The sequence below is a fragment of the Inquilinus limosus genome (assembly GCF_002195995.1).
Classification (GTDB): Bacteria; Pseudomonadota; Alphaproteobacteria; order DSM-16000; family Inquilinaceae; genus Inquilinus; species Inquilinus limosus_C.
This window is the reverse complement of the sequence record NZ_NHON01000045.1, coordinates 1-26,832: the sequence shown is the minus strand read 5'-3', so window position 1 is coordinate 26,832 and position 26,832 is coordinate 1. Positions and strand designations below refer to the sequence as shown.

20 protein-coding genes and 1 tRNA gene are annotated in these 26,832 nt (G+C 67.1%); 11 read left to right on the top strand and 10 right to left on the bottom strand.

Going from position 1 to position 26,832, the window contains the following annotated elements; all coding sequences use genetic code 11:
* Window positions 1–65 precede the first annotated feature (65 nt).
* The gene (locus BWR60_RS21740; protein ID WP_179221885.1) at window positions 66–1,526 is read right to left on the bottom strand and encodes an oligosaccharide flippase family protein; all 1,461 of its coding nucleotides are present in this window, start codon (window positions 1,524–1,526) and stop codon (window positions 66–68) included.
* Window positions 1,527–1,691: 165 nt separating this feature from the next.
* Window positions 1,692–2,690 (bottom strand): UDP-glucose 4-epimerase GalE, encoded by a 999-nt coding sequence (galE, locus tag BWR60_RS21735; RefSeq protein WP_088153109.1) that lies wholly within the window; start codon window positions 2,688–2,690, stop codon window positions 1,692–1,694.
* 288 nt (window positions 2,691–2,978) lie between these two features.
* Here galE and BWR60_RS21730 point away from each other — a divergent pair, with 288 nt between their 5' ends.
* The 4 genes from BWR60_RS21730 (at window position 2,979) to BWR60_RS21715 (ending at window position 7,519) form a co-directional block, all read left to right on the top strand.
* Window positions 2,979–3,947, top strand: a complete 969-nt coding sequence (locus BWR60_RS21730; RefSeq protein WP_088153108.1) for a glycosyltransferase family 2 protein — start codon at window positions 2,979–2,981, stop codon at window positions 3,945–3,947.
* 66 nt (window positions 3,948–4,013) lie between these two features.
* Complete coding sequence (locus BWR60_RS21725) at window positions 4,014–4,922, top strand: glycosyltransferase family 2 protein (RefSeq protein ID WP_088153107.1); 909 nt, start codon at window positions 4,014–4,016, stop codon at window positions 4,920–4,922.
* Window positions 4,923–5,253: 331 nt separating this feature from the next.
* Window positions 5,254–6,204, top strand: a complete 951-nt coding sequence (locus BWR60_RS21720) for a hypothetical protein (protein WP_144445698.1) — start codon at window positions 5,254–5,256, stop codon at window positions 6,202–6,204.
* Window positions 6,197–7,519 carry an O-antigen ligase family protein gene (locus BWR60_RS21715; protein WP_144445697.1) on the top strand — a complete coding sequence of 441 codons (1,323 nt, stop codon included), beginning with the start codon at window positions 6,197–6,199 and terminating at the stop codon, window positions 7,517–7,519. The genes BWR60_RS21720 and BWR60_RS21715 overlap by 8 nt, the downstream gene beginning before the upstream one ends.
* Before the next feature lie 309 nt (window positions 7,520–7,828).
* Here BWR60_RS21715 and BWR60_RS21710 read toward each other — a convergent pair whose 3' ends face one another.
* A complete protein-coding gene (locus BWR60_RS21710) occupies window positions 7,829–8,911 on the bottom strand; it encodes an acyltransferase family protein (RefSeq protein ID WP_088153104.1) in 1,083 nt (360 codons plus the stop codon).
* 370 nt (window positions 8,912–9,281) lie between these two features.
* On the opposite strand from BWR60_RS21710, the gene BWR60_RS21705 reads away from it, so the two are divergent.
* From BWR60_RS21705 to BWR60_RS21680, 6 genes are all read left to right on the top strand, one after another.
* Window positions 9,282–10,307 (top strand): hypothetical protein, encoded by a 1,026-nt coding sequence (locus BWR60_RS21705; protein WP_144445696.1) that lies wholly within the window; start codon window positions 9,282–9,284, stop codon window positions 10,305–10,307.
* A 37-nt stretch (window positions 10,308–10,344) separates the two neighbouring features.
* Window positions 10,345–11,091 carry a dTDP-4-dehydrorhamnose 3,5-epimerase gene (rfbC, locus tag BWR60_RS21700; RefSeq protein ID WP_343216414.1) on the top strand — a complete coding sequence of 249 codons (747 nt, stop codon included), beginning with the start codon at window positions 10,345–10,347 and terminating at the stop codon, window positions 11,089–11,091.
* Window positions 11,088–12,122, top strand: a complete 1,035-nt coding sequence (rfbB, locus tag BWR60_RS21695; protein WP_088153101.1) for a dTDP-glucose 4,6-dehydratase — start codon at window positions 11,088–11,090, stop codon at window positions 12,120–12,122. Before rfbC ends, rfbB begins: the two co-directional genes overlap by 4 nt.
* Window positions 12,119–12,973: a dTDP-4-dehydrorhamnose reductase gene (rfbD, locus tag BWR60_RS21690; protein ID WP_088153100.1), complete on the top strand. Its 855-nt coding sequence runs from the start codon at window positions 12,119–12,121 to the stop codon at window positions 12,971–12,973. Before rfbB ends, rfbD begins: the two co-directional genes overlap by 4 nt.
* A 63-nt stretch (window positions 12,974–13,036) precedes the next feature.
* Window positions 13,037–13,855, top strand: coding sequence for an NAD-dependent epimerase/dehydratase family protein (locus tag BWR60_RS21685; RefSeq protein ID WP_088153099.1), 819 nt, complete (start codon window positions 13,037–13,039; stop codon window positions 13,853–13,855).
* Window positions 13,852–14,814 (top strand): dTDP-glucose 4,6-dehydratase, encoded by a 963-nt coding sequence (locus tag BWR60_RS21680; protein ID WP_179221884.1) that lies wholly within the window; start codon window positions 13,852–13,854, stop codon window positions 14,812–14,814. Before BWR60_RS21685 ends, BWR60_RS21680 begins: the two co-directional genes overlap by 4 nt.
* Before the next feature lie 168 nt (window positions 14,815–14,982).
* On the opposite strand, the gene BWR60_RS21675 is transcribed toward BWR60_RS21680, so the two are convergent.
* The 4 genes from BWR60_RS21675 to BWR60_RS21660 form a co-directional block, all read right to left on the bottom strand.
* Window positions 14,983–16,899, bottom strand: coding sequence for an ABC transporter substrate-binding protein (locus tag BWR60_RS21675; RefSeq protein ID WP_088153097.1), 1,917 nt, complete (start codon window positions 16,897–16,899; stop codon window positions 14,983–14,985).
* Between the two features lie 306 nt (window positions 16,900–17,205).
* Complete coding sequence (locus tag BWR60_RS21670) at window positions 17,206–18,342, bottom strand: acetate/propionate family kinase (protein ID WP_088153096.1); 1,137 nt, start codon at window positions 18,340–18,342, stop codon at window positions 17,206–17,208.
* Window positions 18,343–18,350: 8 nt separating this feature from the next.
* Window positions 18,351–20,729, bottom strand: coding sequence for a phosphoketolase family protein (locus BWR60_RS21665; protein ID WP_088153095.1), 2,379 nt, complete (start codon window positions 20,727–20,729; stop codon window positions 18,351–18,353).
* A gap of 276 nt (window positions 20,730–21,005) precedes the next feature.
* Window positions 21,006–22,307, bottom strand: a complete 1,302-nt coding sequence (locus BWR60_RS21660) for a hypothetical protein (RefSeq protein ID WP_088153094.1) — start codon at window positions 22,305–22,307, stop codon at window positions 21,006–21,008.
* Between the two features lie 250 nt (window positions 22,308–22,557).
* Between BWR60_RS21660 and BWR60_RS21655 the strand changes: the two genes are divergently transcribed.
* On the top strand, window positions 22,558–23,946 hold the full coding sequence (locus BWR60_RS21655; RefSeq protein ID WP_088153093.1) for a DUF4910 domain-containing protein: 1,389 nt from the start codon (window positions 22,558–22,560) through the stop codon (window positions 23,944–23,946).
* Window positions 23,947–24,092: 146 nt separating this feature from the next.
* On the opposite strand, the gene BWR60_RS21650 is transcribed toward BWR60_RS21655, so the two are convergent.
* From BWR60_RS21650 to BWR60_RS21640, 3 genes are all read right to left on the bottom strand, one after another.
* Window positions 24,093–24,167: transfer RNA gene (locus BWR60_RS21650), tRNA-Thr, on the bottom strand.
* 58 nt (window positions 24,168–24,225) lie between these two features.
* Complete coding sequence (locus BWR60_RS21645) at window positions 24,226–25,623, bottom strand: heme biosynthesis protein HemY (protein ID WP_088153092.1); 1,398 nt, start codon at window positions 25,621–25,623, stop codon at window positions 24,226–24,228.
* Window positions 25,620–26,832: COG4223 family protein (locus BWR60_RS21640; RefSeq protein WP_218823610.1), on the bottom strand; the 1,213-nt coding region annotated here is incomplete at its 5' end. The genes BWR60_RS21645 and BWR60_RS21640, both read right to left, overlap by 4 nt.

Here is a 26,832-nt window from a genome sequence, read left to right as displayed (position 1 = left end):
CGTGCAGGCTGCCGACCATGCGATAGATCCTGCGCCGGGGCAAGGAGCCGGCGTTGGATTCCGGGTCAGGCGTTCCTGCCCTGCTGCCGCGCCCGGCCTATCATCGACCGCAGCGGTGCGATCAGATCCCAGTTGAAGACCCGCATCGAGACCGCGGCGACGAGCAGCCCGACGACGATGCTGGCGGCCAGGCGCGCCCCGGTGCCGGCGTCCCGCAGCAATATCTGGGTCGCGATCACGAAGATGGCCATCAGCACCATCGGCAGCAGCGGCCGCACCACGGCGCGCAACTGCTGGGCGGCCGGGATGCCGCCGTACCGCCCGACCATCAGATAGCTCCAGGGCAGCGAGACCAGGTTGCGGGACGCCCAGCCGAGGACGACGAGGACCAGCGGCATCTGCGCGGTCACCAGGCCGCTGGTCAGGGTGATCACGCAGGCGACGAAGGCGTACAGCACCAGGATGTTCTGCCGCCCCTTGGCCCGCAGCAGCGGGCCGACGAGCGCCCGCGACAGCAGGAAGAACCAGGTTGCGGCGAAGATCTGCACCAGCGGTGCCGCCGGCACCCATTTGGCGCCGAAGACCAGCGGCACCAGGTCCGGTGCCACCAGCAGCAGGCCGATGAACATCGGGCCGCCGAAGGCGGTGATCAGGCCGGTTGCCGCCAGGAAGACGCGGCTCGGGTCCCGTGACGACCGCTCGAGGTCGGAGAAGAAGGACAGGCCGAAGCGGACGATGTTGCCCTGGATCAGGTTCCCGGCCTCCTCCACCAGCCGCTGGGCGAACTGGAAGTAGCCGAGCGCGGCGGTGCCGTGGAAATAGCCGACCATCAAGGCGAAGGCGCGCGACGTGCCCTGCCACAGCAGCATCTCCAGGCTGATCGACCCGCCGAAGGAGGAGAGCGACCGGAACTCGTGCGCATGGAAGCGGAAGCGGGGCCGCCGCGGCATCGCCGCCCACAGGACGACGACCGAGAGGGCGTTCGAGAACAGCATGCCGCCGATCATCGCCCAGGCGCCGAGGCCGGCGTATCCCAGCGCGGCGATGCCCGCCACCTGCGCCACCCGGGCCAGCATCATGCGCCGGGTCAGCACATTCGCCCGCATCTTGCGGGTCAGGATGGCGACCGGGACCGCCATCGCCGCGTTCAGCAGCAGCAGCAGGCTCATGGTGCCGAGCAGCAACGGCACCTGCGGGTCGTCGAACAGCCAGCCGACGGGAAAGGCCAGGATCCAGCAGGCGGCGACGGCGACCAGGGCGATGCCGACGAGGCCGGTGAAGGCCGTGTCGGTCACGCTGGTGTGCACCGAGCGGTGGCGGACGAGCGATTCCTGGATGCCGAAGCCGGAGATCAGCCCGAGCAGCATGACGATGCTGATGGCGATCCCGGCGCGCCCGATATCGACCGGGGCCAGGAACCAGCCGGCGACGAGGACCGACGCGAAGCCGGTGACGGCGTTGGACAGGGCTTCCGCCGCCGCCCAGGGGGCCGCCCGCACCACGCGGGTCTCCAAACGTTTCGACATGGCGTGCCTAGGCTGCGCGTCGGACAGGAATGAACGGCCGGGCCGAGCTCTCCCGCACGGGAAAGGTGGGGCGACCATAGCGGGATCGGTCCCCGCGGGCGATGGGAGATCGGCGGCCCGCCACGACGCCGCGGGCGGGCTGGGCGGCGATCCGCCGTCCGGCGGTCAAGCCTCCATGCCCCCGGACTGCTTGAGGTACCAGCGCCAGGCCGTGCGGATCGACTCCTCCAGGCCGAAGCGGGGCCGGAAGCCGAGGGCGGAGTCGGCGAGGCGGGGATCGGCGACGAGGCTCGGCGAGTCCCCCGGTCGGGGCGGCGACAGCCGCACCGGGACGGACCGGCCGGTCACCTTCTCCACCGCGGCGATCACCTCGCGCACCGTATGGCCGGTGCCGGTTCCCAGGTTGAAGGCGCGCGAAGGCCCGCCGTCGATCAGGTAGCGCAGTGCCCGGACATGGGCGTCCGCCAGGTCGGTGACATGGATGTAGTCGCGGATGCAGGTGCCGTCCGGCGTGGGGTAGTCGTCACCGAGGATCTCGATATGCGGGCGATGCCCGGCTGCGGCCATCAGCACCAGCGGGATCAGATGGGTCTCGGGGTCGTGCGCCTCGCCGATCTCGCCGTCCGGGTCGGCACCGCAGGCATTGAAGTAGCGCAGCGCGGCCCAGCGCAGCCCGTAGGCGGCGGCAAAATCGGCCAGCATGCGCTCGATCATCAGCTTGGACGCGCCGTAGGGATGGATCGGATGCTGCGGCGTGTCCTCGGCGATCGGGCTGCGTTCGGGCGGACCGTAGGTCGCACAGGTGCTGGAGAACACCACATTGCCGACGCCGTGGCGCCGCGCCGCCTCGAGCAGGGACAGCGAGCCCGAGACGTTGTTGCGATAGTACAGGGCGGGTTCCGTCACCGACTCGCCGACATAGGTCAGGGCCGCGAAATGCATGATGGCGACGGGCTTGTGCCGCGCCATCACCCGGTCCAGCGCGGCTTCGTCGCCGATATCCGCCTGCTCAAGCGGTCCCCATTTGACGAAGTCGCGGTGTCCTCGCGACAGGTTGTCGACGGTGACCGGAAGAAAGCCGGACGCAGCCAAGGTCTTGCAGGCGTGGCTGCCGATATAGCCGGCGCCGCCCGTCACCAGCACGGTCCGCTTGTCACTGTCCATGATCAGGGAATCCTGCCTTCAAGCCCGCGAGCACCACGCCGTCACCGACGGATATTTCACGCCCATCGGTCAGAAAGATGGCAGTGTCTGCCACATCGTGCCGCCGATCGCCAAGGTCTGTGGCCACCCTGCCCAGAGATTGTCGGAATGTTCCGGTAGGAAAGAGCCGGCGCCCACGGGCATGGCCAAGCCGGCACGACCGTGATAGGAGCGGGGCCGCGTCGCGATGAATGAGGTGGCCTGCCGGGCCGCGGCCCGGGCGGGCGGGAAAATCTTTGTGAAACGCAGATGACCGACGATCGTTCGACAGACGCTGGCGGCCCCGAGGTCGATGTGCTCGTGGCCACCTACAATGGCGAGTCCTTCCTGCCCCCGCTGCTGGATTCGCTGCTGCAGCAGAGCCATGCCCGCGTGAACGTCATCATCGGGGATGACGGGTCGCGCGACCGGACGCGCGCGGTGGTGGACGCCTACCGCCCGAAATTCGGGCGGCTCGACTTCCACGATTTCAGCGCCGAGGCGTCGCACGGCGCCAGCATCAACTTCTCGCGGCTGATGGGCAAGGCCGGGGCCGACTATGTCATGTTCTGCGACCAGGACGATGTCTGGCTGCCGACGAAGATCGAACGGACGCTGCGGCTGATGCGGTCGGTCGAGGCGGTGCGGGGAGCGGAGCTGCCAGTCCTGGTGCACACTGATCTCCGCGTCGTCGGCCCCGACCTGGCGCCGATCGCGGAGTCGATGTGGCGGTCGCAGGGCATCGATCCGGAGCAGACATCGGTGCGCCGGTTGATCGTCGAGAACAACGTCACCGGCTGCACCGCGATGATCAACCGCGCCCTGCTGCGGCTGGTGGGCGAGGTGCCGCCGCAGGCGATCATGCACGACTGGTGGATCGCCCTTGCCGCCGCGAATTTCGGCGCGATCGCCCATCTGCCGGAGCAGACGATCCTGTACCGGCAGCACGGGGGCAACGCCATCGGGGCGAAGCGCTGGGGCGCGGCTGCGATCTACCGGCAGATGATCGACGTGCTGGCCGGGGGCGGGGCCGCCGCCTCGGTGCAGAAGACGATCGACCAGGCGGCGGCGTTTCTCGCCCGCCATGGCGACCGGATGGACGAGGCGACGCGGGCGCTGTTCACCCGGTACGCCGCGGTCAAATCGATGCCGAAATTCGAGCGGAAGCTGTTCCTGATCCGCAACGGGCTGGTCAAGACCAAGTGGCAGAAGTCTCTGGGGCAGATCCTGGTGACATGACGGGCCGGACCATCGCATTCCGACGAGCTTTCCAGGGCGCCGGACGCGCATTTCGAGGACGTAACGATGCCCCAGGTCTCCGTCATCATCCCCACCTACAACCGCGCGCAGACGATCGAGGCTGCGGTGCGGAGCGTGCTGCAGCAGACGTTCCAGGATTTCGAGCTCCTGGTCGTCGACGACGCATCGACCGACGACACGGTGGCGCGGCTGTCGCGGATCGACGATCCCCGCCTCAGCGTGGTCCGGGCGCCGAGCAATGGCGGTGGCGCGCGGGCGCGGAATCTGGGGCTGGAACGGGCGACGGCGCCGCTGGTCGCCTTCCAGGACAGCGACGATTTCTGGCTGCCGACCAAGCTGGCCAGCCAGGTGGAGCGGCTGCAGGCGGCCGGGCCCGCGGCGGTCGCGACGTTCTGCAACTTCATCTATCTTTCCGGCGCGCGTGCGGCGGTGCTGCCTGTCGCCGTCGAGGTCCCGCCGGCCGAGGTCGGGCGGACCCTGTTCCGGCGCAACCTGATCAGCACCCAGACCCTGCTGGCCCGCCGGTCGGAGCTCGAGGCCATCGGCGGCTTCGACCCGGCCATGCCCCGTTTCCAGGATTGGGAGCTGTGCATCCGCCTGGCGCAGCGGGGCGAGCTGCACCACGACGCGGTCCCACGCGTCGTCGTCTGCGCGACGCCGAACAGCATCTCCACCCGGCACGCGGCCAGCCTCGAGGCCCGGCAGCGCATCATCGACCTGTGCCGCCGGCTGGATGCGCCGAAGGAGGCGCAGGCGGCGCAGTCCTTCACCCAGGGCACGCGGCTGCTGGCGGTCGGGCGCACGCGCGAGGCGGCGGACGCGTTCCGGACCTCCTACGGGCTGGGCGGCGGGGTCAAGCCGCTCGCCGGCCTCGCCCTGTCCTATCTGCCGGGCAAGCTGTTCAAGACCTTTGCCGAGCCCGCCATCATCCGCCGGGACAGCGGCCTGCGCTGAGAACGGGAACGGGAACGGGGCGAGGGATGCGGCTTGAGGGACGCATGATGCTGGACCGGAGGGGGCGCAGCCGCCGACTCGGAAAAGGAACTTGGGGAGTTGATCGCCGCGGCTGCGGCATTGTAGACGTATGTGCCCTCGAAATGGGCGATCGCAAGAGGATCCTCAGAGCTTCCCCGAGCGGGACTTGGATTGAAGCTGCCTCGCATAGGCCGGAACGCCCGATGGCGGAGCGGCAGGTGTGGGCTCGTGCGATCGGCGGATCGATGCACGCTGGCTGCCTGAGGCTGGAGCAGCAATCAAGGCAAGCAGGATCTGTAACGGAGATTCCATGACAGTGACGCGTGAACTCTCGGGCCAGAGCGCTCCTGACCTTGTGGTACGAGCCCGGCCTGTTACCAGAAGATTTTCCATTTCGAAATGGGAAGTTCTCATCGCCGCTGTCGTCGTCCTGCTGGTCTGGTTCCTGGTCTGCTTCTATCTGGCGACCGCGGTTCCGAGATACACGGCATCCGTCGTTATCGGCTCCGCAGGGCAGGACGCCAACCAGAGCTCATCCTTGTCGGCGGCTCTTTCCGCGCTGTCCCTGCCGGTGCCGACGGGGCGCAGCAACGCGGTCGACAAGTACCTCTATGTCATCACCACTCCCAGCTTTGCGAAGCGGCTCATGGAGAAGCACGGCTTCGAGAAGCTGATTTTCGAGAGTCGGTGGAGGGGCAATCACTGGATCGCGCCCCCGGGATTTATCAACGAGTTCAGCAGCGGCCTCAAGGAACTGTTCGGCTACCAGCCATGGGCGCCGCCCGACGAGATCGACGTCGCCAATTTCCTGGCCAACAACCTGCTGATGGAACCGGACAATGACAGCGGCTTCGTGAAGATCTCTTTCGACAACCGGGATCGGAATCTGGCTGTCAGCGCGCTCAATATCATCACGATGGAAGGTGATGCCTACCTCAAGGAGGTCAACGAAGGGCTCTATCTGTCCCAGCTCGACTTCGTGACCAAGAAGATTGCCGAGACCAGCAATCTGGAAGTGATCAACGCGCTTCGGGCTTATCTCGTGAACGTGGTGCTCAGCAAGACTCTGCTGAGCGACAGCGACAGCTACGCCATCCGGACCTGGGGCGGTGTCAGCGTGACGAGCCTTCCGACCAAGCCGCAGGTGCCGGTGACGATCCTTCTTGGTTTCGTTCTTGGGCCGCTTCTGGCTCTCTCGCTGATCTTCTTCGGACGCTGGATGCGTCCGGGCCGTGACGTCCGGGCGAGGGCAGATGGATAGCCATACCGTCCCATCCCCTTCCGCGGGGCCTGCCATGGGGCGGGTCGATCTGGCCATGTTCAGGGCCGTCGTGGCGATGCTGTTCGTGGCCGTCGTCCTCGGGATCGGCAGCTCGCTCGCGGTCACGGCCGTGCAGATCCTGCTTTTGCTGGCGCTGCTGGCCTTTATTCTGAAGGACGCGATCGCCCGTCGATTTGACGTGGACCCGACCTTCGGCGCCCTGGGCCTGATTCTGCTGGTCGTCGGTTCCACTATCGTGGCGATATTTGTTTCGTATTCCGATGTGACGCAGTCGCTATCTTTTCAAATAAGGTACTCACTGAATTTTCTCTCGACGATAGCGGTTATATGGATTTTATATTACTCTATCGTAAATGAACTTATTTCTCCCCAGCTGGTTTTGAGATTTTCAATTTATGCCTATGTGATATATGGGCTGGCAAAGATTGTGCTAAATGTCTTTATTATTGTTCAGCTGCTTAGGCAGGATGCACTTCGGTCGTTTATTTTGAGCAACCTTAATGTGTCGTTTTTGACCACCGGAATATTTTTTGGATTGATCAGAGTTAACTTTCCGCCAGATTTTGGATTGCCAATTGTAACTTTTGCAGCTTTGCTTTCGAAGCGGTTGGGAGTTTCGTTTTTTCCGTCGGCGAGATTTTTTTATATTTTCATTCTTTTGACGGCAATCTTGATCGCCTATTCACGCTATCTCTGGATTGTTGCATTCTTTGCGACCTTCTTTGCGGCCGTGGTCATGGGCCGAAAGCAATTGGCAGTTTTTATCATGCTGACGCTCGCGATTGGCGGACTCGCGCTGACTGTGGAAGAGGTGCGTGACGCAATCGAGTATCGATTTTCTTCAGTCGGCGTCGATTCTTCAGACGATATTCGCGATACCCAAGAAAGGGCGTTGGTGGATTCAATCGAAACTCAGCCCTTCTTCGGGAAAGGGTTGGCAACATACGTGCCATATCAGCTGCTCCGCCGTGGGACTATTGGAACGGCATCGCCCTACAGCTATGAGTTGCAGATAGTCGCCACCGTTATGCAATTCGGTGTCATCGGTGTGATCCCAATTATGCTTTTGATGTGCTCTTTTGTTTATACAATTCGAACCAGAAATTTCCTTATCTATTCTGTTGTCTGTGTAATGTATATATTTTGGATTTTGGCTGGATTCACCAATCCTTCTCTCATCGGGCGGGCTGCGGGGCTCGTTTTCGTGATGTATGTGTGTGTGGGGCTCTTGTCGCAACGGTTGGAGCCGGGGCGGCGAGCGGCGGATATGGCCGTGGACAAGGACGGGCGATAGTCCCTGCCCGGACGGGGACTGGCGCTCCTCGGAGTGGCTGCGGGAGTGCGCCTCCGGACTGCCCGGCGCCGTTGCAACGCCTGGCGCTGGGGGGGGGCTTTGTCATCCGACAGCCGGCCCGGAATGTCTTGCCCGCCATTCGCTCGACAAGCCCAATGGCCGGCATGCATATGCGGCGCCCGTTGGGGCGTCGGGTGGAAGCCTCTCCCGGAAGCCGGCCTGAGGATCACGGAAAGGCGAGGCGAAGGGGCGTCGCATCCGCAGGCGGCTGCTCGGGGCGCGCCGGCTTCAGATCGAAGCGATCATGCTTCAGCTCGCGCCAAGCCTGTGAGAGGCAGGTTTCCCGTCTTGCCGGAGAGCGCTCCTCGCCTTCTGCCAAGCCGCCAGCCGGGCGAGGAGCGGCTTCTCGACGACAAGATGGAAGGCCACGCCCAGTGCCAAGGTCACGGCAAAGATCGCGATGAACAGCGCCCAGGCCGGCATGTGGTTGGTCAGGCCGAGCCGGATGCTGATCTTGGCAAATACGGACAGAAGCGGAAGGTGGGTTATGTAGATTGAATACGACGCTTCGCCCAGGAGCACCATCGCAGCGGGGACTCGGATGCGGTTCGCGAGTTCCAGGCTGGCGAAGCCGAGAAGGAGCATCACGCTCGCGAAACCGTACAGAAACGTGCCGCCGGCAATCCCCCCGCCATAGACCTGCATCAGTCCATTGCCCAGGAACAGGCCGACACCTCCAAAGGCCAGGACCCCGGCAGCCGGCAGCGGGGCGGTCGTCCGATGGATCAGGGCCGCGAGCATACCCATTCCGAACAGGAGGTTGAGTGGCGATCCCAGGAATTCGGCTATCGGGGCAGTATCCGCTGGTGCCAGGTATTGGAATGCCAAGATGGCAACGCCCCATAGGGCATAAAATACAACACCGTAGGTACGATTGCATAAGAGGATAATGAAGGTAATATAAAATAAAATCTCATGATACAGCGTCCAGGCTGTGCCCAGAACGGTATTGCCGTTGATATAAACCAGAAATAGAGAGGAAATTATTGTGGATGGCTCGGTTTCCTGCCCAGTCCCAAATGCCGGATAGAGGGAATAGATTGCAATGAGGGGAAGCAGGACGACCCAGTAAACCGGAAATATCCTCGTGAATCTTCGCCACAGATATCTGGGCACCGTCCTGGGGTCGCCGATGTCGCGCGTGTGCGCGTAGAATATTATAAAGCCACTTAGAACAAAAAAATAGTCGACGCCTGATGACCCGAAGTCAAATATCGGCCCGAAAGGTTGCCCACTATAGTACTTGTCTCGACCGAACACGGCAGTGTTCAGATGATATAACAGCACGAGCAGGGCGGCAACGCCTCTGCCCGCTTGGATCGAGAGCAACATCTCTTCCCTCCGACTGCCATGCGGCCGCTTAGTACAATAGCCTGCAGGGGCGCGTTTTAACAATCCCGGACCGTTGGCCTCCGATATTTTCAGGCTCCGGGAGTGTCGGCCAAGCGGCGCGGCGAGGTGGACATACTTCCCGTCATAGGGTCGTGGCCTGTGGCGGGACGATCGCCATCCATGCAGGGGAGACGCGCTTGCGTGCTGTCAAGGCGACTTCACACCCGACGCAATCACCTATCCTGTTCGGAAAATGCGGTTCCGGACTGTTTCGAGGGATCAACCACTCCATATGATCTCGTGACCCGTCCGGCTATGGGCCGGAGGGTGATGGATGTCGCATCCGGCTCCCGGAGACAAGGAGAAGCATATGGGCTGGGGTAAGCCATCATTGGCGTGCTGTTCGGCTTTGATCTGGGCATTGGGTGGCAGCGCTTCGGCTCAGGAGCCCGCCCGCTGTGCCGGCGGGATCGAGGCGGCCGTCTGCGGCGACGGCACGATACAGGCCGACGTCTTCGGCTCTCCCCTGGAGATCAAGACGTCGACGCGGATGGGGGGCGCCATCGAGTCCCTCACCTGGAAGGGCAAGGAGTTCATCAACAGCGCCGATCACGGCCGCCTGATGCAGTCGGCATCGAGCTTCAACAAGCTGGGCGAGTGCTACAACCCCACCGAAGCCGGGTCGGCCTACGACAAGCGTGGGAAGTCGAGCAGCGAGTTGATCGAGTTTTCCGCCGAAGGAAACCGGCTGACGAGCACCAGCCGTCCGGCCTATTGGAGAAACTGCGTCCGCGACAAGGATCGCAGGGCCACATCCGCCCGGGCCGACTCCGCGACGCCCCGGTTGCTGCAAAGCGTGGGCGGAGCGGAGGAGTTTTCGAAGCCTTCGGACCAGACCTTCTCCAAGGAAGTCACGATCGGGTTCGAGGGGCACCCCAACATTATCGCGTACAAGGTGACATTCCGGCTGCCTGATGACGCTTCCTTCACCCAAGCCGTCTTCGAGCCCTTGACCGCCTACATGCCCACCAGCACGGTTTCTGAATCCTTCAGATACGCCCCTCTCGGCAAGGCGAACTGCTCCTGGCCGGAGATGTGCCGTCTGCCCGGCGCGCCCAAAGGGCATGCGCAGATGCTCCCCCTGATTTTTTCCTCGCCGGACGGCGAGTATGCGATGGGCATCTACTCGCCGGATGTGGCCTCCGCCGATGCCCGCAGCCGCGGGGATTTCTATAACTTTATTTCCAGCGCCGCCGTCGTTAAATGGAATGTGACGGCGATCCGGGAAAACCCGTCCGCCGGGGACCATTCGTTCACCGAGTATGTGGTCATAGGTTCGAAGGAGCAGGTGAAAGACGGAATCGATTTCCTCTACACCCGCTTTCGCGAAAAATAGGACCTGACGGGCCATCGCTCGCTTCGGCGATCGATGAATGCGTCGAGCGAATATCGGCCGGATCCGGCGGGGCGAGCTTTCGATGTCGGAGGCCTGCCCGAGGGGCCCGGTCCGGCAGGGCGCGTCCCGTCGGTTCGAGGAGTCGACAGCGCCGAGGCGGAACGATAGGGTGGCGCCGCCTTCCCAATGCCGTTTTTGTGATGGAGAACCTGAATTGGTTGAGCTGTCGTCAACCGCAATACCGGACGTGAAGCTCGTGAGATTGCGCAGGTTCCAGGATGCTCGCGGTTATTTCTTTGAGACCTGGAATTCGGACAAGTTTCGTGCCGCCGGGCTTGCGGTTGATTTCGTGCAGGACAACCAGGCCGGCAGCGCCGCGGTCGGCACGATGCGCGGCCTGCATTACCAAACCGCCCCGTACGCCCAGGGCAAGCTGATCGGCGTGATCCGCGGGTCGATCTTCGACGTGGCGGTCGATATCCGCCGCGGGTCGCCGACCTTCGGCCGCTCGATCGGGGTGACCCTGACCGCGGCCGATCCCGCCCGGCTGTGGGTGCCGGCCGGCTTCGCCCATGGCTATGTCACGCTCGAGCCGGATACCGAGGTGGTCTACAAGGTCACCTCCGGCTATGCGCCGCAGGCCGAGGGCGGCATCCGCTGGGACGACCCGGCGCTGGGCATCGACTGGCCGATCGATCCGGCCGGGATGACCGTCAACGACCGCGACCGCGACTGGCCGCGCCTGGCCGACGCGCCCGCCCATTTCGAATACGGTGCAGCATGACCATCTTCGTCACCGGGGGCGCCGGATTCATCGGCTCGGCCCTCGTCCGCCAGCTCGTCGCCGACGGCGAAAGTGTCGTCACCATCGACAAGCTGACCTATGCCGGCAACCTGGACAATCTGGCCGGGCTCGACGCCACCGGCCGGCACCGCTTCGCCCAGGCCGACATCTGCGACGTCGACGCGATGCGGGCGCTGTTCGCCGAGCACCGGCCGGATGCCGTCTACCACCTGGCGGCCGAAAGCCATGTCGACCGGTCGATCGACGACCCGCTGGCCTTCGTCCGCACCAATGTCATGGGCACCGCCAGCCTGCTGGACGCGGCGCTGAAATACTGGCGCGGCCTGCCCAAGGGCAACGGCTTCCGCTTCCTGCACGTCTCGACCGACGAGGTCTATGGCGAGCTCGACGCCACCGGCCTGTTCGCCGAGACCAGCCCGTACCAGCCGAACTCGCCATACTCGTCGAGCAAGGCGGGCTCCGATCACCTGGCCCGGGCCTGGCACCGCACCTATGGCCTGCCGGTGATGGTGTCGAACTGCTCGAACAATTACGGGCCGTACCAGTATCCGGAGAAGCTGATCCCGGTCGTCACCCTGAACGCCCTCGAGGGCAAGAAGCTGCCGATCTACGGCCGCGGCGAGAATGTCCGCGACTGGATCCATGTCGACGACCATGCCGGCGGGCTGCGGGCGATCATGGCCAGGGGCCGGCCGGGCGAGACCTATCTGGTCGGCAGCCGGTCGGAGCGGACCAACATCGAGCTGGTGCGCCAGATCTGCCGCATCCTCGACGAACTGCAGCCGGCGGCGCAGCCCTATGAGAGCCTGATCACCCACGTCACCGACCGGCCGGGCCACGATGCCCGCTACGCCATCGACCCGGCCAAGGCCGAGGCGGAGCTGGGCTGGCGGCCGCAGCACAGCCTGGAGCAGGGGCTGCGCGAGACCGTGGCCTGGTACATCGCCAACCGGGCCTGGTGCGAACGGGCGGGCGAGCGCAGCCGCATCGGGCTCGGGCACGCCGCATGACGCTGGTGATCTTCGGCGCCGGGGGCCAGGTCGGGCGTGAGCTGACCGAGGCGGCCCGGGCGCAGGGCCTCGACATGCGGGCCTTCGCGCGGGCGGAGGTCGACATCACCGATGCCGCCGCGGTGGCCGAAGCGGTGCGCGGCGCCGACTTCGTCGCCAACTGCGCCGCCTACACCGCGGTCGACAAGGCCGAGGCCGAGCGCGACCGGGCCTTCGCCGTGAACGCGACCGCGCCGGGTGTGATCGCCCGGGCCAGTGCCGCGGCGGGCGCCGCCTTGCTGCACATCTCGACCGACTATGTCTTCCGCGGCGACGGCGACCGGCCGTGGCGCGAGGATGACCCGATCACGCCGCTGTCGGTCTATGGCGAGAGCAAGGCGGCGGGCGAGGCGGCGGTGCGGGCGGCGCTGCCGCGCCATGTCATCCTGCGCACCGCCTGGGTGTTCGCCGCGCACGGCCACAATTTCGTCCGCACCATGCTGCGCCTCGGCGCGGAGCGGCCGGAGCTGCGCATCGTCGCCGACCAGCGCGGCGGCCCGACCCCGGCCGCGGCCATCGCCGCGGCGATCCTGGCGATCCGCAGCCAGGCCCTGGCGCCCGGCTTCGACGGCTGGGGCACCTTCCATTTCGCCGGTGCCCCGGCGACCACCTGGCACGATTTCGCCGCCGCGATCTTCGCCGCGACGGGCCGGCCGGGGCCGGTGCTGCATGCGATCACGACCGCCGACTTTCCGACCCCGGCACGACGGCCGTCGAATTCGGTGCTGGATTGCGGCAAGATCGGCCGTGTGTTCGGGCTGGGGCAGCCCGATTGGCGGCTGGCGCTGTCTGCCATGGTGCGGACGCAATAGCGACGGAGAAGGGGGCCCGGCCGACGGGCCGGCTGCGTGTCTTTGGGGGAACGATTGGCTGAAGTGCTGGTGATCGGGCGGTCGAGTTTTCTGGCTCGCAGCTTCGTCGACGCCCATGGCGCCGGCGGCATCCGCCACGCCGCCTGGGCCGATGTGGCGCGGCCGGAAACCTTCGACGGCATCGGCTGCGTCGTGAATTTCGCGCTCGACCCGCGCTACATGCGCGAGGCCTACGACCCGGATCACGACTGCGACCGCACCCTGGCCGAGGCGATCGGCCGGGCGCAGCGCGACGGCCGCATGCCGGCGGATGCGCATGTGGTCATGGTCAGCACCCGCAAGGTCTACGGTCCCGCGGACGGCCAGCCGCTGGTCGAGACCCGCGTGCCGGCGCCGCAGGATTCCTATGGCCGCAACAAGCTGGTGACCGAGCAGCTGCTGCAGGACCGGTTCGGCTCGAACCTGACCATCCTGCGCCTGTCCAACGTCTTCGGCTTCGAGGATCTGCCTGGCCGGCGCACCTTCCTCGGCCTCCTGCTGCGGTCGCTGCGGGAAGAGGGCGTGATCCGCTACGACGTCAACCCGTTCACCGTGAAGGACTTCCTGCCGGCCGAGGCCTTCGCCGCGGCGCTGGTCAAGGTGGTGCGGGCGCGTCCCGGCGGGCTGTTCAATGTCGGCTCCGGCGTGGCGCTCGAGGCCGGCTGGCTGGCGATGTGGATCCTGGAAGGCTACGGCCGCGGCAGCCTCAGCATCACCGATCCGTCCATTCGCGATGCATTCACGATGGACGTGGACAAATTCGTCGCGCGCTTCGGCCCGGTCGCCGATCGCGACGGCATCCGTGCGGCCTGCCTGGCCATTGGAAGGAGACTTCGGGGTTGAACAAGATCGTCATCACGGGGGCCGCCGGCTTCCTCGGCTCGCATCTCGCCGACCTGTTCGTGGCGCGCTACCCGGAGTCCCGATTCGTCTTCTTCGACAAGATGACCTATTCGGCGGATATCGAGAACGTCGTGCACCACCTGCATGACCGCCGGCGCCAGCTGCTGGTGGGTGATATCTGCGATCCGGAGTTCTGCCGCCAGGCGACGGCGGGGGCAGACCTGGTGATCCATGCCGCGGCCGAAAGCCATGTCGACCGTTCCTTCATGAACGCGACCCGGTTCGTGCACACCAACGTGTTCGGCACCCACACGCTGCTGGAGGCGTGCCGCATCAACCAGGTGCCGCGGATCATCCATGTCTCGACCGACGAGGTCTATGGCGAGGTACTGGAGGGCGAGGTCGACGAGGACACCATCCTCAATCCGACCAACCCCTATTCGGCCTCGAAGGCGGCGGCGGAGATGATGGTCCGCAGCCTGATCCACTGCTACAAGATGCCGATCCTGATGATCCGCGGGAACAACATCTTCGGCGCCCGCCAGTATCCGGAGAAGATCATCTCCCGCTTCTGCCTGCGCCTGGTGCGCGGCGAGAAGCTGCCGATCCACGGCAATGGCAGCAATGTCCGCCACTACCTGGCGGCGCAGGACATGGCCGAGGCGATCGCCATGATCAACGAGGTCGGCCAGATCGGTCAGGTCTACAACATCGGGTCGGACGAGGAGTACACCAACCTCCAGGTCACCCGGATGATCTGCGACGCCTTCGGCGTGGAGATGCAGGAGGTGGTGGAGTTCGTCGAGGACCGGCCGTTCAACGACCGGCGCTACTCGATCTCCTCCAGCAAGCTGCGCAGCCTGGGCTGGGCGCCGAAGCGCCGCCTGGCCGACGAGATCCCGGGCATCGCCAAATGGTATCGCGACAACGCCAAGCGCTACGAGTGGGACGAGGTCTGACCGGGGTCAGGGTGGCTATTCGCTTTCCTCTCCGTCATGGCGAGGCGCGCAGCGCCGTGGCCATCCAGGGGCCGGTGCGAACCGGCCCCTGGATGGCCACGCCCCTTTCGGGGCTCGCCATGACGGTCTCATGTTTGACGGCGGGAATTGACGCCCGCCGCCGTTCCATCAGGACGGATCGACCCAGAAGGTGTCGGGGCGGTAGACCCCGAAATGGGCCCCCGGGTCCCAGGAGAAGATGCCCTTCTCCGGCACGTTGTGCAGCCGGGTCTTGACCACGACGGGCTGCAGCACGCCCTGCACCGTGCCGATCGAGGTCACCTCGTCGGCCTGGATCTTCACCATCTCGCGCATGATGGCGTCGCGGCGGGCGGCGTCGGTGGTGCCGCGCCATTCGGCATACAGGGCCATCAGCGTCTCGCCGAAGTCGAGGTCCGGCTTCTCGCCGGCACCGCCGCCGGTCTGCACGAACTGGCCCCATTTCGGGTACTGCAGCCAGTTCTGGTCGACCGGCGCCAGCTGCGACGGGCCTGTGGTCGGCGTGATCAGGCCGTTGTCCCAGCCCTGCCACACCGACATCACCGTGTCGCCGGCGAAGATCCGCTGCAGGAACACGTCGCGCTGCGACTGGGCGGTGTGCAGCGCCACGCCCATCTTGGCCCAGCTCTCGCGCACCAGCTGCAGCACATCGGCCTCCAGGCTGCGCTCGCCGGCGCTCTCGACCACGATCTCCAGCCGCTTGCCGTTCGGCATCAGCCGGATGCCGTCGCCGTCGCGCTTGGTCAGCCCGATCTCGTCCAAGAGGGCGTTCGCCTTGTCCAGGTCGAACCTGGCCCATTCGGTCGCCAGCGCCTCGTCATAGTAGGGCGACTGCGGCAGCACTGTGTTCTGGCTCGGCCGGGCCTGGCCGAAGAACACGGTCTGGTTGATCTCGTCGCGGTCGACGCCGAGCGACAGGGCGCGGCGGAAGCGGACGTCGCGGTTCAGTGCCCGCCAGTCCGGGTCGTTGCAGTTCAGGTTGGGGTACAGCGCCACCTCGGAGCCGAGCGCCGTCGGCCACAGCCGCACCTTGTAGCCGCCCGCCTGCTCGCCGGCCTTGAGGAAGCTGATATTGTCGAAGCGCAGGCCGCGGGCCTGCAGGTCGGCCTCGCCCGTGCCGGTCTTGGCCGGGATCAGCGAGCCCTCGACCACATTGACGATGACGCGGTCGAGATAGGGCAGCTGCCGGCCCTGGCTGTCGACCCGGTGGTAGTAGGGGTTGCGGACGAAGACGAAGCGCTCCGACGGCGCCTTGGTGGTGTTGACCCAGGGCTCCAGCTCCGGCAGGTCCGGGTTGGCGGAGTCGATCAGCTTGCTGCGCTGGTTGTACAGCGCCACCCAGTTGCGGGCGCCGGTGGCCTTGACCAGGGCGTCCAGCGCCGCGGCGTCGGTGTATTTCTTGTGGAACTGCTTCAGGTAGTGCGCCGGCGCGAAGATGTAGAGCGGGGTCGCCCCCGCGATCGCCGGCAGGAAGTCCGGGTTCGGCTTGGACCAGCTGTAGCGGACCGTCACCGCGTCCGGAAACTCGACCTTCGGCTGCTCGCCATCGACCAGCAGCCGGGTGTCCGGGCCATACGGCATCAGCTCCTTGTCCTGGGACACGTCCTCCCAGAAATAGCGGAAATCGTCGCTGGTGAAGGGCTGGCCGTCGGACCATTTGTGGCCCGGCCGCAGATGCAGGGTGAACACCTTCTCGCCGTCGACGTCGATCGACTGCAGGATGTCCGGGTGCAGCTGGAAATCCGGCCCGTAGGCGACCAGCCGGGCATAGCTGTAGGTGTTCATGATGCGGACGTCGCGGGCGCGGCCGGCCATCCAGGCGATCTCGCCGCCCGGCTTGCCCGGCTCCTTCTTCTCCGCCGCCAGATCGACGACGGAGGGATCCTGCGGCACGCGCTGCGCCACCGGCGGCAGCTTGCCGGCGGTGACGTCCTGCTCGTACATCGGCGTCTCCACCAAGGTGGGGGACGCGGCGCCGGCCGGGACGGCGACAGCCAGCGCTGCGGCAGCTGCAGCTGCCGCGGCAAAACGGTGAATCCAGGTCATCTGCCTACCCTGTTGTGGGTTTTGGTCGTTTCCCTCGAAGGCGGGCAGTATCTGCCGCCAGGGGCGACGTTGTGAAGCCGGACAATTGAGGCAGGCCGGCGCGTACCGGCCCGCTCCGTTGCTCGTCGGAACGGAGCGGTTGGTCTCGGGGTCATGGGTGGAGGATCCATTTTTGGGGCGCAGCGGCCTTTGGCGGCGGCGGCGGCACCGTAACGGCCGTCGGCGACACCGATGTGTCGAATTCGATCCAGAAACACTACGGCTGGATGACCTTCCGGCTACCCGCAGGGGCCGCGGCCTGTCCAGTCAGCTCTCCGCCGCCCGCACCCGCAGCGCCTCGTCGGCCACGACCTGCTCCTCGTCGGTCGGAATCACCAGCACGGTGACGGGGCCGTCCGGCGCCACGCCCAGCCAGCCGAGATGGCCGCAGATCCGGTCGCGGATCTCCGGCTGGTGTTCGCCGATGCCGGCGGTGAAGACCAGGGCGTCGAGCCCGCCGAGCGCGACGGCCAGCGCCGCCACGGCCTGGGCGATGCGGAAGGCGAAGATCTCGACGGCCTCGGCCGCCGCCGGGGCGGCGCTGGCCAGCAGGTCGCGGGTGTCGCCGCTGATGCCGGACAGGCCCAGCAGCCCGGCGCGGTGGTACAGCAGGTCCTCGACCTCCGCGACCTCCATCCCGTCCGGGCCCAGCAGATGCAGCAGCACCCCGGCGTCGAGCGCGCCGGGCCGGGTCGCCATCGGCACCCCGTCCAGGGCCGAGAAGCCCATGGTGGTCTCGACGCTGGCGCCGCCCTTGAGGGCGCAGAGGCTGGCGCCGCTGCCGAGATGGGCGACGACCACCCGGCCCGCCGCCAGCTCCGGATGGTCGCGATGCAGCGCATCGGCGATGAAGCGGTAGGACAGGCCGTGGAAGCCGTACCGCTTGATGCCCCGGTCATGCAGCGCCCGGGGCAGGGCGAAGCGGCGGACCCGGTCGGCCTGCCCGGCATGGAAGGCGGTGTCGAAGGACGCGGTCTGGACGATGCCGGGCCGCAGCGCCCCCAGCGCCTCGATCAGCCGCAGCGCCGGCGGCTGGTGCAGCGGCGCCAGCGGCACCAGCGCCTCCAGCTGCGCCTGCACCTCCCCGGTGATGCGGACCGGGGCGGTGAAGGCCTCGCCGCCATGCACCACCCGGTGCCCGGCCAGGGCCAGGCCGTCGAGGCCCAGCCGGTCGTCCAGCACCCGCAGGCAGCCGTCCAGCACGGCGCGCAGGTCGCCGGCATCCGCCACGCCGATCTCGATGGTGTCGGCTATGCCCTCCGCCTCCAGCCGCAGCGCCGGCGGCTGTCCCTTCAGGTCGAGCGCCGCCTTGGCCCGGCGCACCGCCCGGCCGTCCCGCGCCTCGAACAGGCCGAGCTTGATCGAGGAGGAGCCGGCATTGAGGGCCAGGATCTCCATGGGCATCGTCCGGCTCAGTCGAACGGCGCCGCGGTGCCGCGGCCGGGCCAGCGCCAGTCGGCGACGTCGGGCATGTCGCGGCCGTGCTGGCGGACATAGTCGTGATGCTCGGCCAGCCGCTCCTGGAACCGGCGGCGGGCCCGGTCGGCGTCGGCGCCGAGCTGCGGCAGCCGGTCGATCGCGGCGATCGCCAGATGGAAGCGGTCCAGCTCGTTCAGCACCACCATGTCGAAGGGTGTGGTGGTGGTGCCCTCCTCGCGATAGCCGCGGACATGGAAGTTGTCGTGGTTGGTGCGCTTGTAGGTCAGGCGGTGCACCAGCTGCGGATAGCCGTGGAAGGCGAAGATCACCGGCCGGTCGCGGGTGAACAGGCGGATGAAATCCTCCTCCGGCAGCCCATGCGGGTGCTGCTCCTTCGGCTGCAGCGCCATCAGGTCGACCACGTTGACCAGGCGGATGCACAGGTCCGGCAGCTGCTCGCGCAGCAGCGACACGGCGGCCACGGCCTCCAGCGTCGGCACATCGCCGGCGCAGGCCAGCACCACATCGGGGTCGCCGTCGCCCTCGTTGCTGGCCCAGCCCCAGCGGCCGATGCCGGCCCGGCAATGGGCGGCCGCCTGGTCGATGTCCAGCCATTGCGGCGCCGGCTGCTTGCCGGCGATGACGACGTTGATCCGGTCATAGGTGCGCAGGATGTGGTCGGTGACCCACAGCAGCGTGTTGGCGTCCGGCGGTAGGTAGATGCGGACGATGTCGGCCTTCTTGTTCACCACATGGTCGATGAAGCCGGGGTCCTGGTGGCTGAAGCCGTTGTGGTCCTGCCGCCAGACATGCGAGGTCAGCAGGTAGTTCAGAGAAGAGATCGGCTGCCGCCATTCCAGGTCGCGGGTGACCTTCAGCCATTTGGCGTGCTGGTTCACCATCGAATCGACGATGTGGATGAAGGCCTCGTAGCAGGAGAACAGGCCGTGCCGGCCGGTCAGGAGATAGCCCTCCAGCCAGCCCTGGCACAGATGCTCGCTCAGCACCTCCATCACCCGGCCCTCGGGCGCCAGGTGGACATCCTCGGGCAGGATGTCCTCCATCCACACCCGGTCGGTCGCCTCGAACACGGCGTCGAGGCGGTTGGACGCGGTCTCGTCCGGCCCCATCAGGCGGAAGGACCTGGGATTCTCCCGGATCACGTCGCGCAGCAGCTGGCCCATCGCCCGGGTCGCCTCGCCCTGGACGCCCCCGGGCTCCGGCACGTCGAGGGCGAAGGCGCGGTGGTCGGGGACGCTCAGCTCCCGCCGCAGCCGGCCGCCATTGGCATGCGGGTTGGCGCCCATGCGTCGGTCGCCTTGCGGCGCCAGCGCCTGCAGCTCCGGCACCAGCCGGCCGGCCTCGTCGAACAGCTCCTCCGGCCGGTAGCTGCGCATCCAGGCCTCGAGCTGGGCGAGATGCTCCGGCTTGTCGGCCAGGCCGGACAGCGGCACCTGGTGCGACCGCCAGAAGCCCTCGGTCTTCAGCCCGTCGACCTCCTTCGGCCCGGTCCAGCCCTTGGGCGTGCGCAGGATGATCATCGGCCAGCGCGGCTGGGCCATGCCGTCGGCCAGGGTGCCCTGGCGGATCTCGCGGATGCGGCCGATGACGATGTCGAGCGTCGCGGCCATCGCCTGATGCGTCGGTATCGGGTCCGACCCCTCGACGAAATGGGGCTCGTAGCCGAAGCCCTCGAACAGCCGCAGCAGCGCCTCGTCGGTCATCCGGCCGAGGATGGTCGGGTTGGCGATCTTGTAGCCGTTCAGGTGCAGGATCGGCAGCACCGCGCCGTCGGTCTTCGGGTTCAGGAACTTGTTGGAGTGCCAGGAGGCGGCGAGGGGCCCGGTCTCGGCCTCGCCGTCGCCGATGACGCAGGCGACGATCAGGTCGGGGTTGTCGAAGGCGGCGCCATAGGCATGGGCCAGGGCGTAGCCCAGCTCGCCGCCCTCATGGATCGATCCCGGCGTCTCCGGCGCTGCATGGCTGGGGATGCCGCCGGGGAAGGAGAACTGCCGGAACAGCCGGCGCATCCCCTCCCGGTCCCGGCCGACCTCCGGATAGATCTCGGAATAGATGCCCTCGAGATAGGTGTTGGCGACCACTGCGGGCCCGCCATGGCCGGGGCCGCAGATGAAGATCATGTCCAGGTCGTCGCGGGCGATCACCCGGTTGAGATGGGCGTAGATGAAGTTCAGCCCGGGCGTCGTGCCCCAATGGCCCAGCAGCCGGGGCTTGATGTGCCCGATCTCCAGCGGCTGCTCCAGCAGCGGGTTGTCGAGCAGGTAGATCTGCCCGACCGAGAGGTAGTTCGCCGCGCGCCAATAGGCATCGAGCCGCCCGAGGTCCCGGGTCTCGGCATGATGGTCTGTCATTCGTTCCCACCCTCGCTGCCAGTCGATCCGAACGCGGCGCCGCCTCGGGGACGGCTCTGCCGCGCATCGATCCTACCGCAGCAATAGAGGCAGTCGGGGTTTCGGCCCGGCCCCTGGGACGATTTTTAGCAGGGGGCGATCGCGGATCGATACGCGGGTATGACGCAGCTGGCGGACATGCCGCCGCGCCGGTTCCGCGCCCGGCGATGCGGCAACGCATGGCGACGGGCGGATGGAGCTACGGGTCGTGTCCAGCGCCGCCGGGGCCGATGTGCCCTAGGTCGCTGTCGCGCCGGATGCGGCCGGAGACCGGCGCCTGGCAACGGCAATGGCAACCCAGAGCGTCGCGAAGGCGATGTCGTAGAAGATCCCATAGGCGCTTTGGATTGCATTGATCACCACGGTGGCCGCCACCTGGATCACAAAGCAGATATAGAGCGGCAGGGCCGCGATGTCGCCGAGCAGGACCTTCCGCCGCGTCCATGACACCAGGGCGCCGATGGCGAAGCAGAACATCGGCGTGAACGGGCCGAAATCGACGTAGAATGGGCCGAACAAGGTGGTGTAGATGCCGACCCGCGGCATCAGGAACATCGCGGCCTCGCCATCATACGGCACGCCCCAGAGGATGGCTGCCAGGCGTGTGATGACATTGAAGCTATAGGTCCCGCCTTGATCGGCGTTCTGATAGTGCTCGACAAGGTAGGCGAATTCAGGAACTCCATGAACATAGTACTGAATGAAAGTGGTTGCGATAAAGAGGGTATTTCGTCCCCATTCTGGTAATTTGGATGCAAAATAAAAATAATCTTGTGTGACCGGAGCCAAGTGCGTGAAGGCTGAAAGCCTGATGACGTGTTCGACATTCAGGCCGATCTGTTGCAGGCGCTCAATGAATATGAGGCCGCCGGCATAGATCAGGCCGATGACGAGGACGCAGCATAAAGCGATCACCTTCCGTGACGTGTGCGGGAAGATGACAAGCCGGGAAATGATGATCATCCCGAGGCTCATGAACATGCTGGACCGGGACCCGATGACGATCGTGAGGATCGGCCACAGGGTCGCCAGCCCGATCGCCTTCCAGGCGTTGCCGACACGCTCGCCGTTCCGTTTCGCCACCGCGTGGATCATGTAGGGCACGATGGAGAAGGGGATCATGACGATGGAGATCATGGCGAAGGCGTTCGTGCCGGCGCTTTCGATTTTCTCGCGGTTCTTCAGAAATTCGGTGTCGATCGACAGGCCTCGCAGGAAGACCCAGTCGGCAACCCGCAGGGAGATGCCGATCATGCCGATGACGAAGCTGATCTCGTAGATCTGCTTCAGCGTTCGGTGCAGGTCGGCCGGGCGCATCGACGGGGCGACGTTCGTCCCCGGCTCGAACACGGCCAGGCCGAGCAGCAGGCCGATGAGGCAGCCGCCGAGGATCAGATACGGATAGTCGCTCCCGGCGCGGTAGAGTCCGATCGGAGCCAGGAAATAAAACGCACCCCATGCGACGCAAGCCGCCAGCAGGACGCCGATCGGCGTCAGCTTCCGCGGGTTGATAAGGCTGAATCCGGAAGATCGGTCCATCAGAAATTGTCGGCCATGAATTGACCGATCTTGGCCGCTCCGCCGGCGGATTGCCAGCCTCAAGCGCTGCCCGCGCCGCCGGCCTCGCCCAGCTCCCACCCTATTGCATATCAGCATAGGACGCGGAGCCCACTCGACTCACCCCCGCAGATCAGCCACGATCATCGTATTTCGGGGGGATTTTAATAATGCTGTCTGGAGATAGCGGGATTACCGCCCCGCTCCGAGCCCTGCGCGAGCACGGCGGGTAATGCCTGACATTGCGGCTTTCGACCGGTCCGCCATGGCCGATTGCGGCCAGGAGATGCACGACTTCGTCCGAGCCCTGTTTCCGATCTGCCGCAGCCTGACCGGTGATGGCGTGCGCCAGACCCTGGCCCATATCCGGGGCCTGCTGCCTGGCCTGACCGTGCATGAGGTGCCGTCCGGCACCCAGGCGTTCGACTGGACCATCCCGGACGAGTGGAACATCCGCAGCGCCCGGCTGACCGGCCCGTCGGGCGAGACGGTGGTCGATTTCGCCGACCACAACCTGCATGTCGTCGGCTATTCCGAGCCGGTCGATGTCGAGCTGTCGCTCGAGGAACTGCAGCCGCATCTCCATTCGATCCCGGAGAAGCCGGACGCCATCCCTTACGTCACATCCTACTACAGGCGGCGCTGGGGCTTCTGCCTGCCGGACCGGCGGCGCAAGACGCTGCCGCAAGGCCGCTACCATGCCGTGATCGACGCCACCCTGGCCCCCGGCCACCTGACTTATGGCGAGCTGATCCTGCCTGGGGCGAGCGACCGCGAGATCCTGATCTCGACCTATGTCTGCCACCCCTCGATGGCCAATAACGAGCTGTCCGGGCCGGCGGTCACCACCTGGCTGGCGCGCTGGCTGTCCGAGCAGCCGCGCCGGTACACCTATCGCATCGTCTTCATCCCGGAGACGATCGGGTCGATCACCTACCTGTCCCGCAACCTGCCGCATATGAAGACGGTGACCATCGCCGGCTTCAACGTCTCCTGTGTCGGCGACGATCGCGGCTATTGCTATCTGCCCAGCCGGCTCGGCGGCACCCTGGCCGACCGGGTCGCCCTGCATGTGCTGAAGCATCTGGCGCCGGACCACATCCACTACAGCTTCCTCGACCGCGGCAGCGACGAACGGCAGTACTGCGCGCCGGGGGTCGACCTGCCGGTATGCTCGATCATGCGGTCGAAATACGGCCGCTACCCCGAATATCACAGCTCGCTGGACAATCTGGATCTGGTGACCCCGGCCGGGCTGCGCGGCTCGTACGAGGCGCTCAAGGCCTGCCTGGTCTGCCTCGAGGGCAACGCCATCCCGAAGGTCACGGTGCTGTGCGAACCCCAGTTCGGCAAGCGCGGGCCATCCGCGTCGTTGTCGGGGGACATGTCGGAAGACCGGTCGACCCCGGCGGTCGCCACCATGGCGAACCTGATCGCCTATGCCGATGGCGACCACGACCTGCTGGCAATCGCGGAGAAGATCGGCGCGCCGATGTGGACGCTGATCCCGGTGCTGGAGAATCTGCGCCGGCACAACCTGCTCACCGACACCCGCGCTCCCGCCGACAGGCGGTCCGAATTCCGTGAAAGACAGGCGGCCAGGCCTCGCGCGCGTCGGTGAGCGCGCCGCACGTCCGACACCGCCAGCCGGCTTCACGGAGGTCCTGAAGAGACGGCGCGTTCGGGATGTTGGGCGCTTCAACTCGGGAAAGTTGAACGCAACGGACAGGGAACGCGGGATTTCCCCAATGATATCAAGGGGAAGAATGGTGCCGAAGCGGGGATTTGAACCCCGGACCTACTGATTACGAATCAGTTGCTCTACCCCTGAGCTACTTCGGCGCCGCAGGGCGCGCACCCTATACAGGGCACGCGCCGCAGCGTCAACGGCCTGGCAGCCTCAGGCCGTGGCGGCCGGGACCGGGGCGACGGCCGTGCCGGCCGCCGGCGGCAGCGGCGCGGGCAGCAGGGCGTCGATCTCGACCGGCGCCGGCGCCAGGCCGCGGGCCGGGCCGGGAATGCGCCAGGCCAGCGTGTCGAAGCCGTGGCAATGGTCGCACAGCGCCGACCAGCGGGCGGCGCGGGTGCCGCAGGCCTCGCACTCCCAGGCCTCGTCCGGCGCCGCGGTCTGCGCCTTGGCCAGCCAGCTGCGTGCCGCGATCGGGTCGTTGCGCTCCGCCGTCTCCAGATCGGCCAGCAGGCGGTAGACGCGCTGCGACGGCCCGACCTGCTCGGCCTTCAAGAGATGGGTGCGGGCGCTGCCCCACAGCTGGGCCGACAGCTCGGCCTCGGCCAGGGTCACCAGGCCGGTCGCCGAATCCGGCCGCAGCCGCACCAGCTTCTCCAGCCGCTTGACCTTCAGGAGCGTGCCCTCGTCGGCCGGGCCCAGCGCGGCATAGGCGCGGGCGATCTCCGCATGCGGGGCGCGGCCCCAGCTCTTCTCCAGCAGGCGCGCAGCCTGGGAGTCGCGGCCGGTCTGCTGCAGCAAATGGCTCTCCTGCAGCGCCGCCGGCACGAAATCCGGCTCCAGCCCCACCGCCTTGTGGGCGAAGTCCAGCGCCTGCGACAGGTTGCCGGTCGATTCCGCCTCGCGGCTGCGCTCGACCAGGATGCGGGTCTTGTAGCGCCGCCCGTCCTCGGCCGAGATCGCCTTGACCCGCACGGAGTGGGCCAGGCTCAGCTGGGCGTCGGCCCAGCGGTGCTGCGCCACCTCCAGGTCGAAGCAGGCGCGATGGGTCCAGGCCGCGTCCGGCCGCAGCGACCGGGCGCGCTGCGCCATCTCCAGGGCCTGCAGCGAATCCTTGTGCCGCAGCGACTGGTTCAACAGGCCGCGCAGGCCCAGGAACTCCATGTCCGGGCGGCGCAGCATCGCCTCGAAATAGCGGCTGGCAGCGGTGTCGTCGCCGGCCAGCTGCGCCGCCTGGGCCGACAGCAGCAGGGTCAGCGGCGGCTCGTCCAGCAGCACGTCGGCCTTGCGGGCGAAGCGCCGCGCCGCCTCGGCGTCGCCGGCCGCGACCGCCACCATGCCGCGGGTCAGGGCGCGATAGCCCTTCTCGCGGCGGGCGAAGCGGCGGCCCTCGACGAAGCGGCCCGGGGCCCGGCGCAGCGAGCGCCAGAAGCGGTAGAGATACGCCGCCAGCAGCATCAGCGCCGCCGCGGCCGCCATCAGCACCGCGACCGAGGTCTCGATCACTCGGCCCTGCCACTGGATCGCGACATGACCCGGCCGGTCCGCCAGCCAGACCGCGACCGCGATCAGGATGGCCAGCTTGAGGGCGTAGAGCAGCAGACGCTTCATGGCGCCTTCGGGGGCTGGGTGTCACCGGGAGCCGTCGCCGCCGACAGGCGCTGCACCGCCAGGGCGGACAGGCTCTGCAGCGCCGATTCGGCGGACAGCCGGGCCTCGGCCTGGCCGCGCCAGGCTGCCAGGGCCGAGGCCGCGGGGCCGCTCAGGCCCTTGACCGCCTCGACCGTGCCGGCCAGGTCGCCGCGCTGCAGCCGGCCTTCGGCCCGGGCCAGCACGGAATTGGTGTCGGTGCCTTCGACCTCGCCCGGGGCCGGGCGGACCGTGACCAGGCCCTGCACCACGGACAGGCTGCGGTCGACCCAGTCGCCGCTTTCCGGCTGGTCGGCCTTGCGCGCCGCCTCCGCCGCCTGGGCGAAGCCGGTGGCCAGGGCGGTGCGGCTGGGCACGCCCTTCGCCGCCGGCTCCAGCGCCGCCACGGCATTGGCCAGGCCGGGGTCGTTCTGGGCCAGGCCGCGCAGCAGGGCCAGCGTCTCGTCCAAGGGCGCGCCGGTGTCCAGCGCGCTGCGCAGCTGGCCGGCCGCCAGGCTCAGCGCCTGGGCGCCGGTGTCGCTGTTGCGCAGCCGCTCGACCGTCGCCTTGACCGCGTCGACCTGCTGCTGCAGCGCCGCCAGCGTGCTGCCATTGGCCTGGGCGCCGGCGGACAGGGTGGCGACCGTGTCGCCCAGCGTCTTCACCGCGGCCTGGGCCGATTCCAGCGCCGCGATCCGGGCCTCCAGCGCCGCCACGGCCTCGGGGGCCAGGGCAGGGGCCGCCGGGGCCGGCTGCTGCGGTGCCGGCGGCTGGGCCGGCTGCTGCGGCTGGGCGGGAGGCTGGCCCTGCTGCGGCGCAGCGCCGCCGGCCAGCTGGTCCAGCTTCTGCTGGATCGCGTCGACCCGGGCGGCCAGGTCGGCGCGGCCCTTCTCGATCGCGGCGGGGTCGATCGGTCCGCCGGGCGGCTTCTCCAGCGCCTCGACCCGCTTGCCGAGGCCGTCGATCGCCTCGGTGGTGCCGGACGGCAGGTCGGCCAGGCGCTTCTCGATGAAGGCGACGCGGTCGCCCAGCGTCGGCGATCCCTGCGGCGCCGGGGCCGGGGTGGCGGGGCCGAAGATCTTCGGCGACCAGATCGGCGACGTGACCGCGATCGCAGCGGCGACGACGGCGACGGCGGCCGCTGTCCAGGCCGACCGGGCGACATTGCCCGGCGGTTCGGCCGGGCAATGT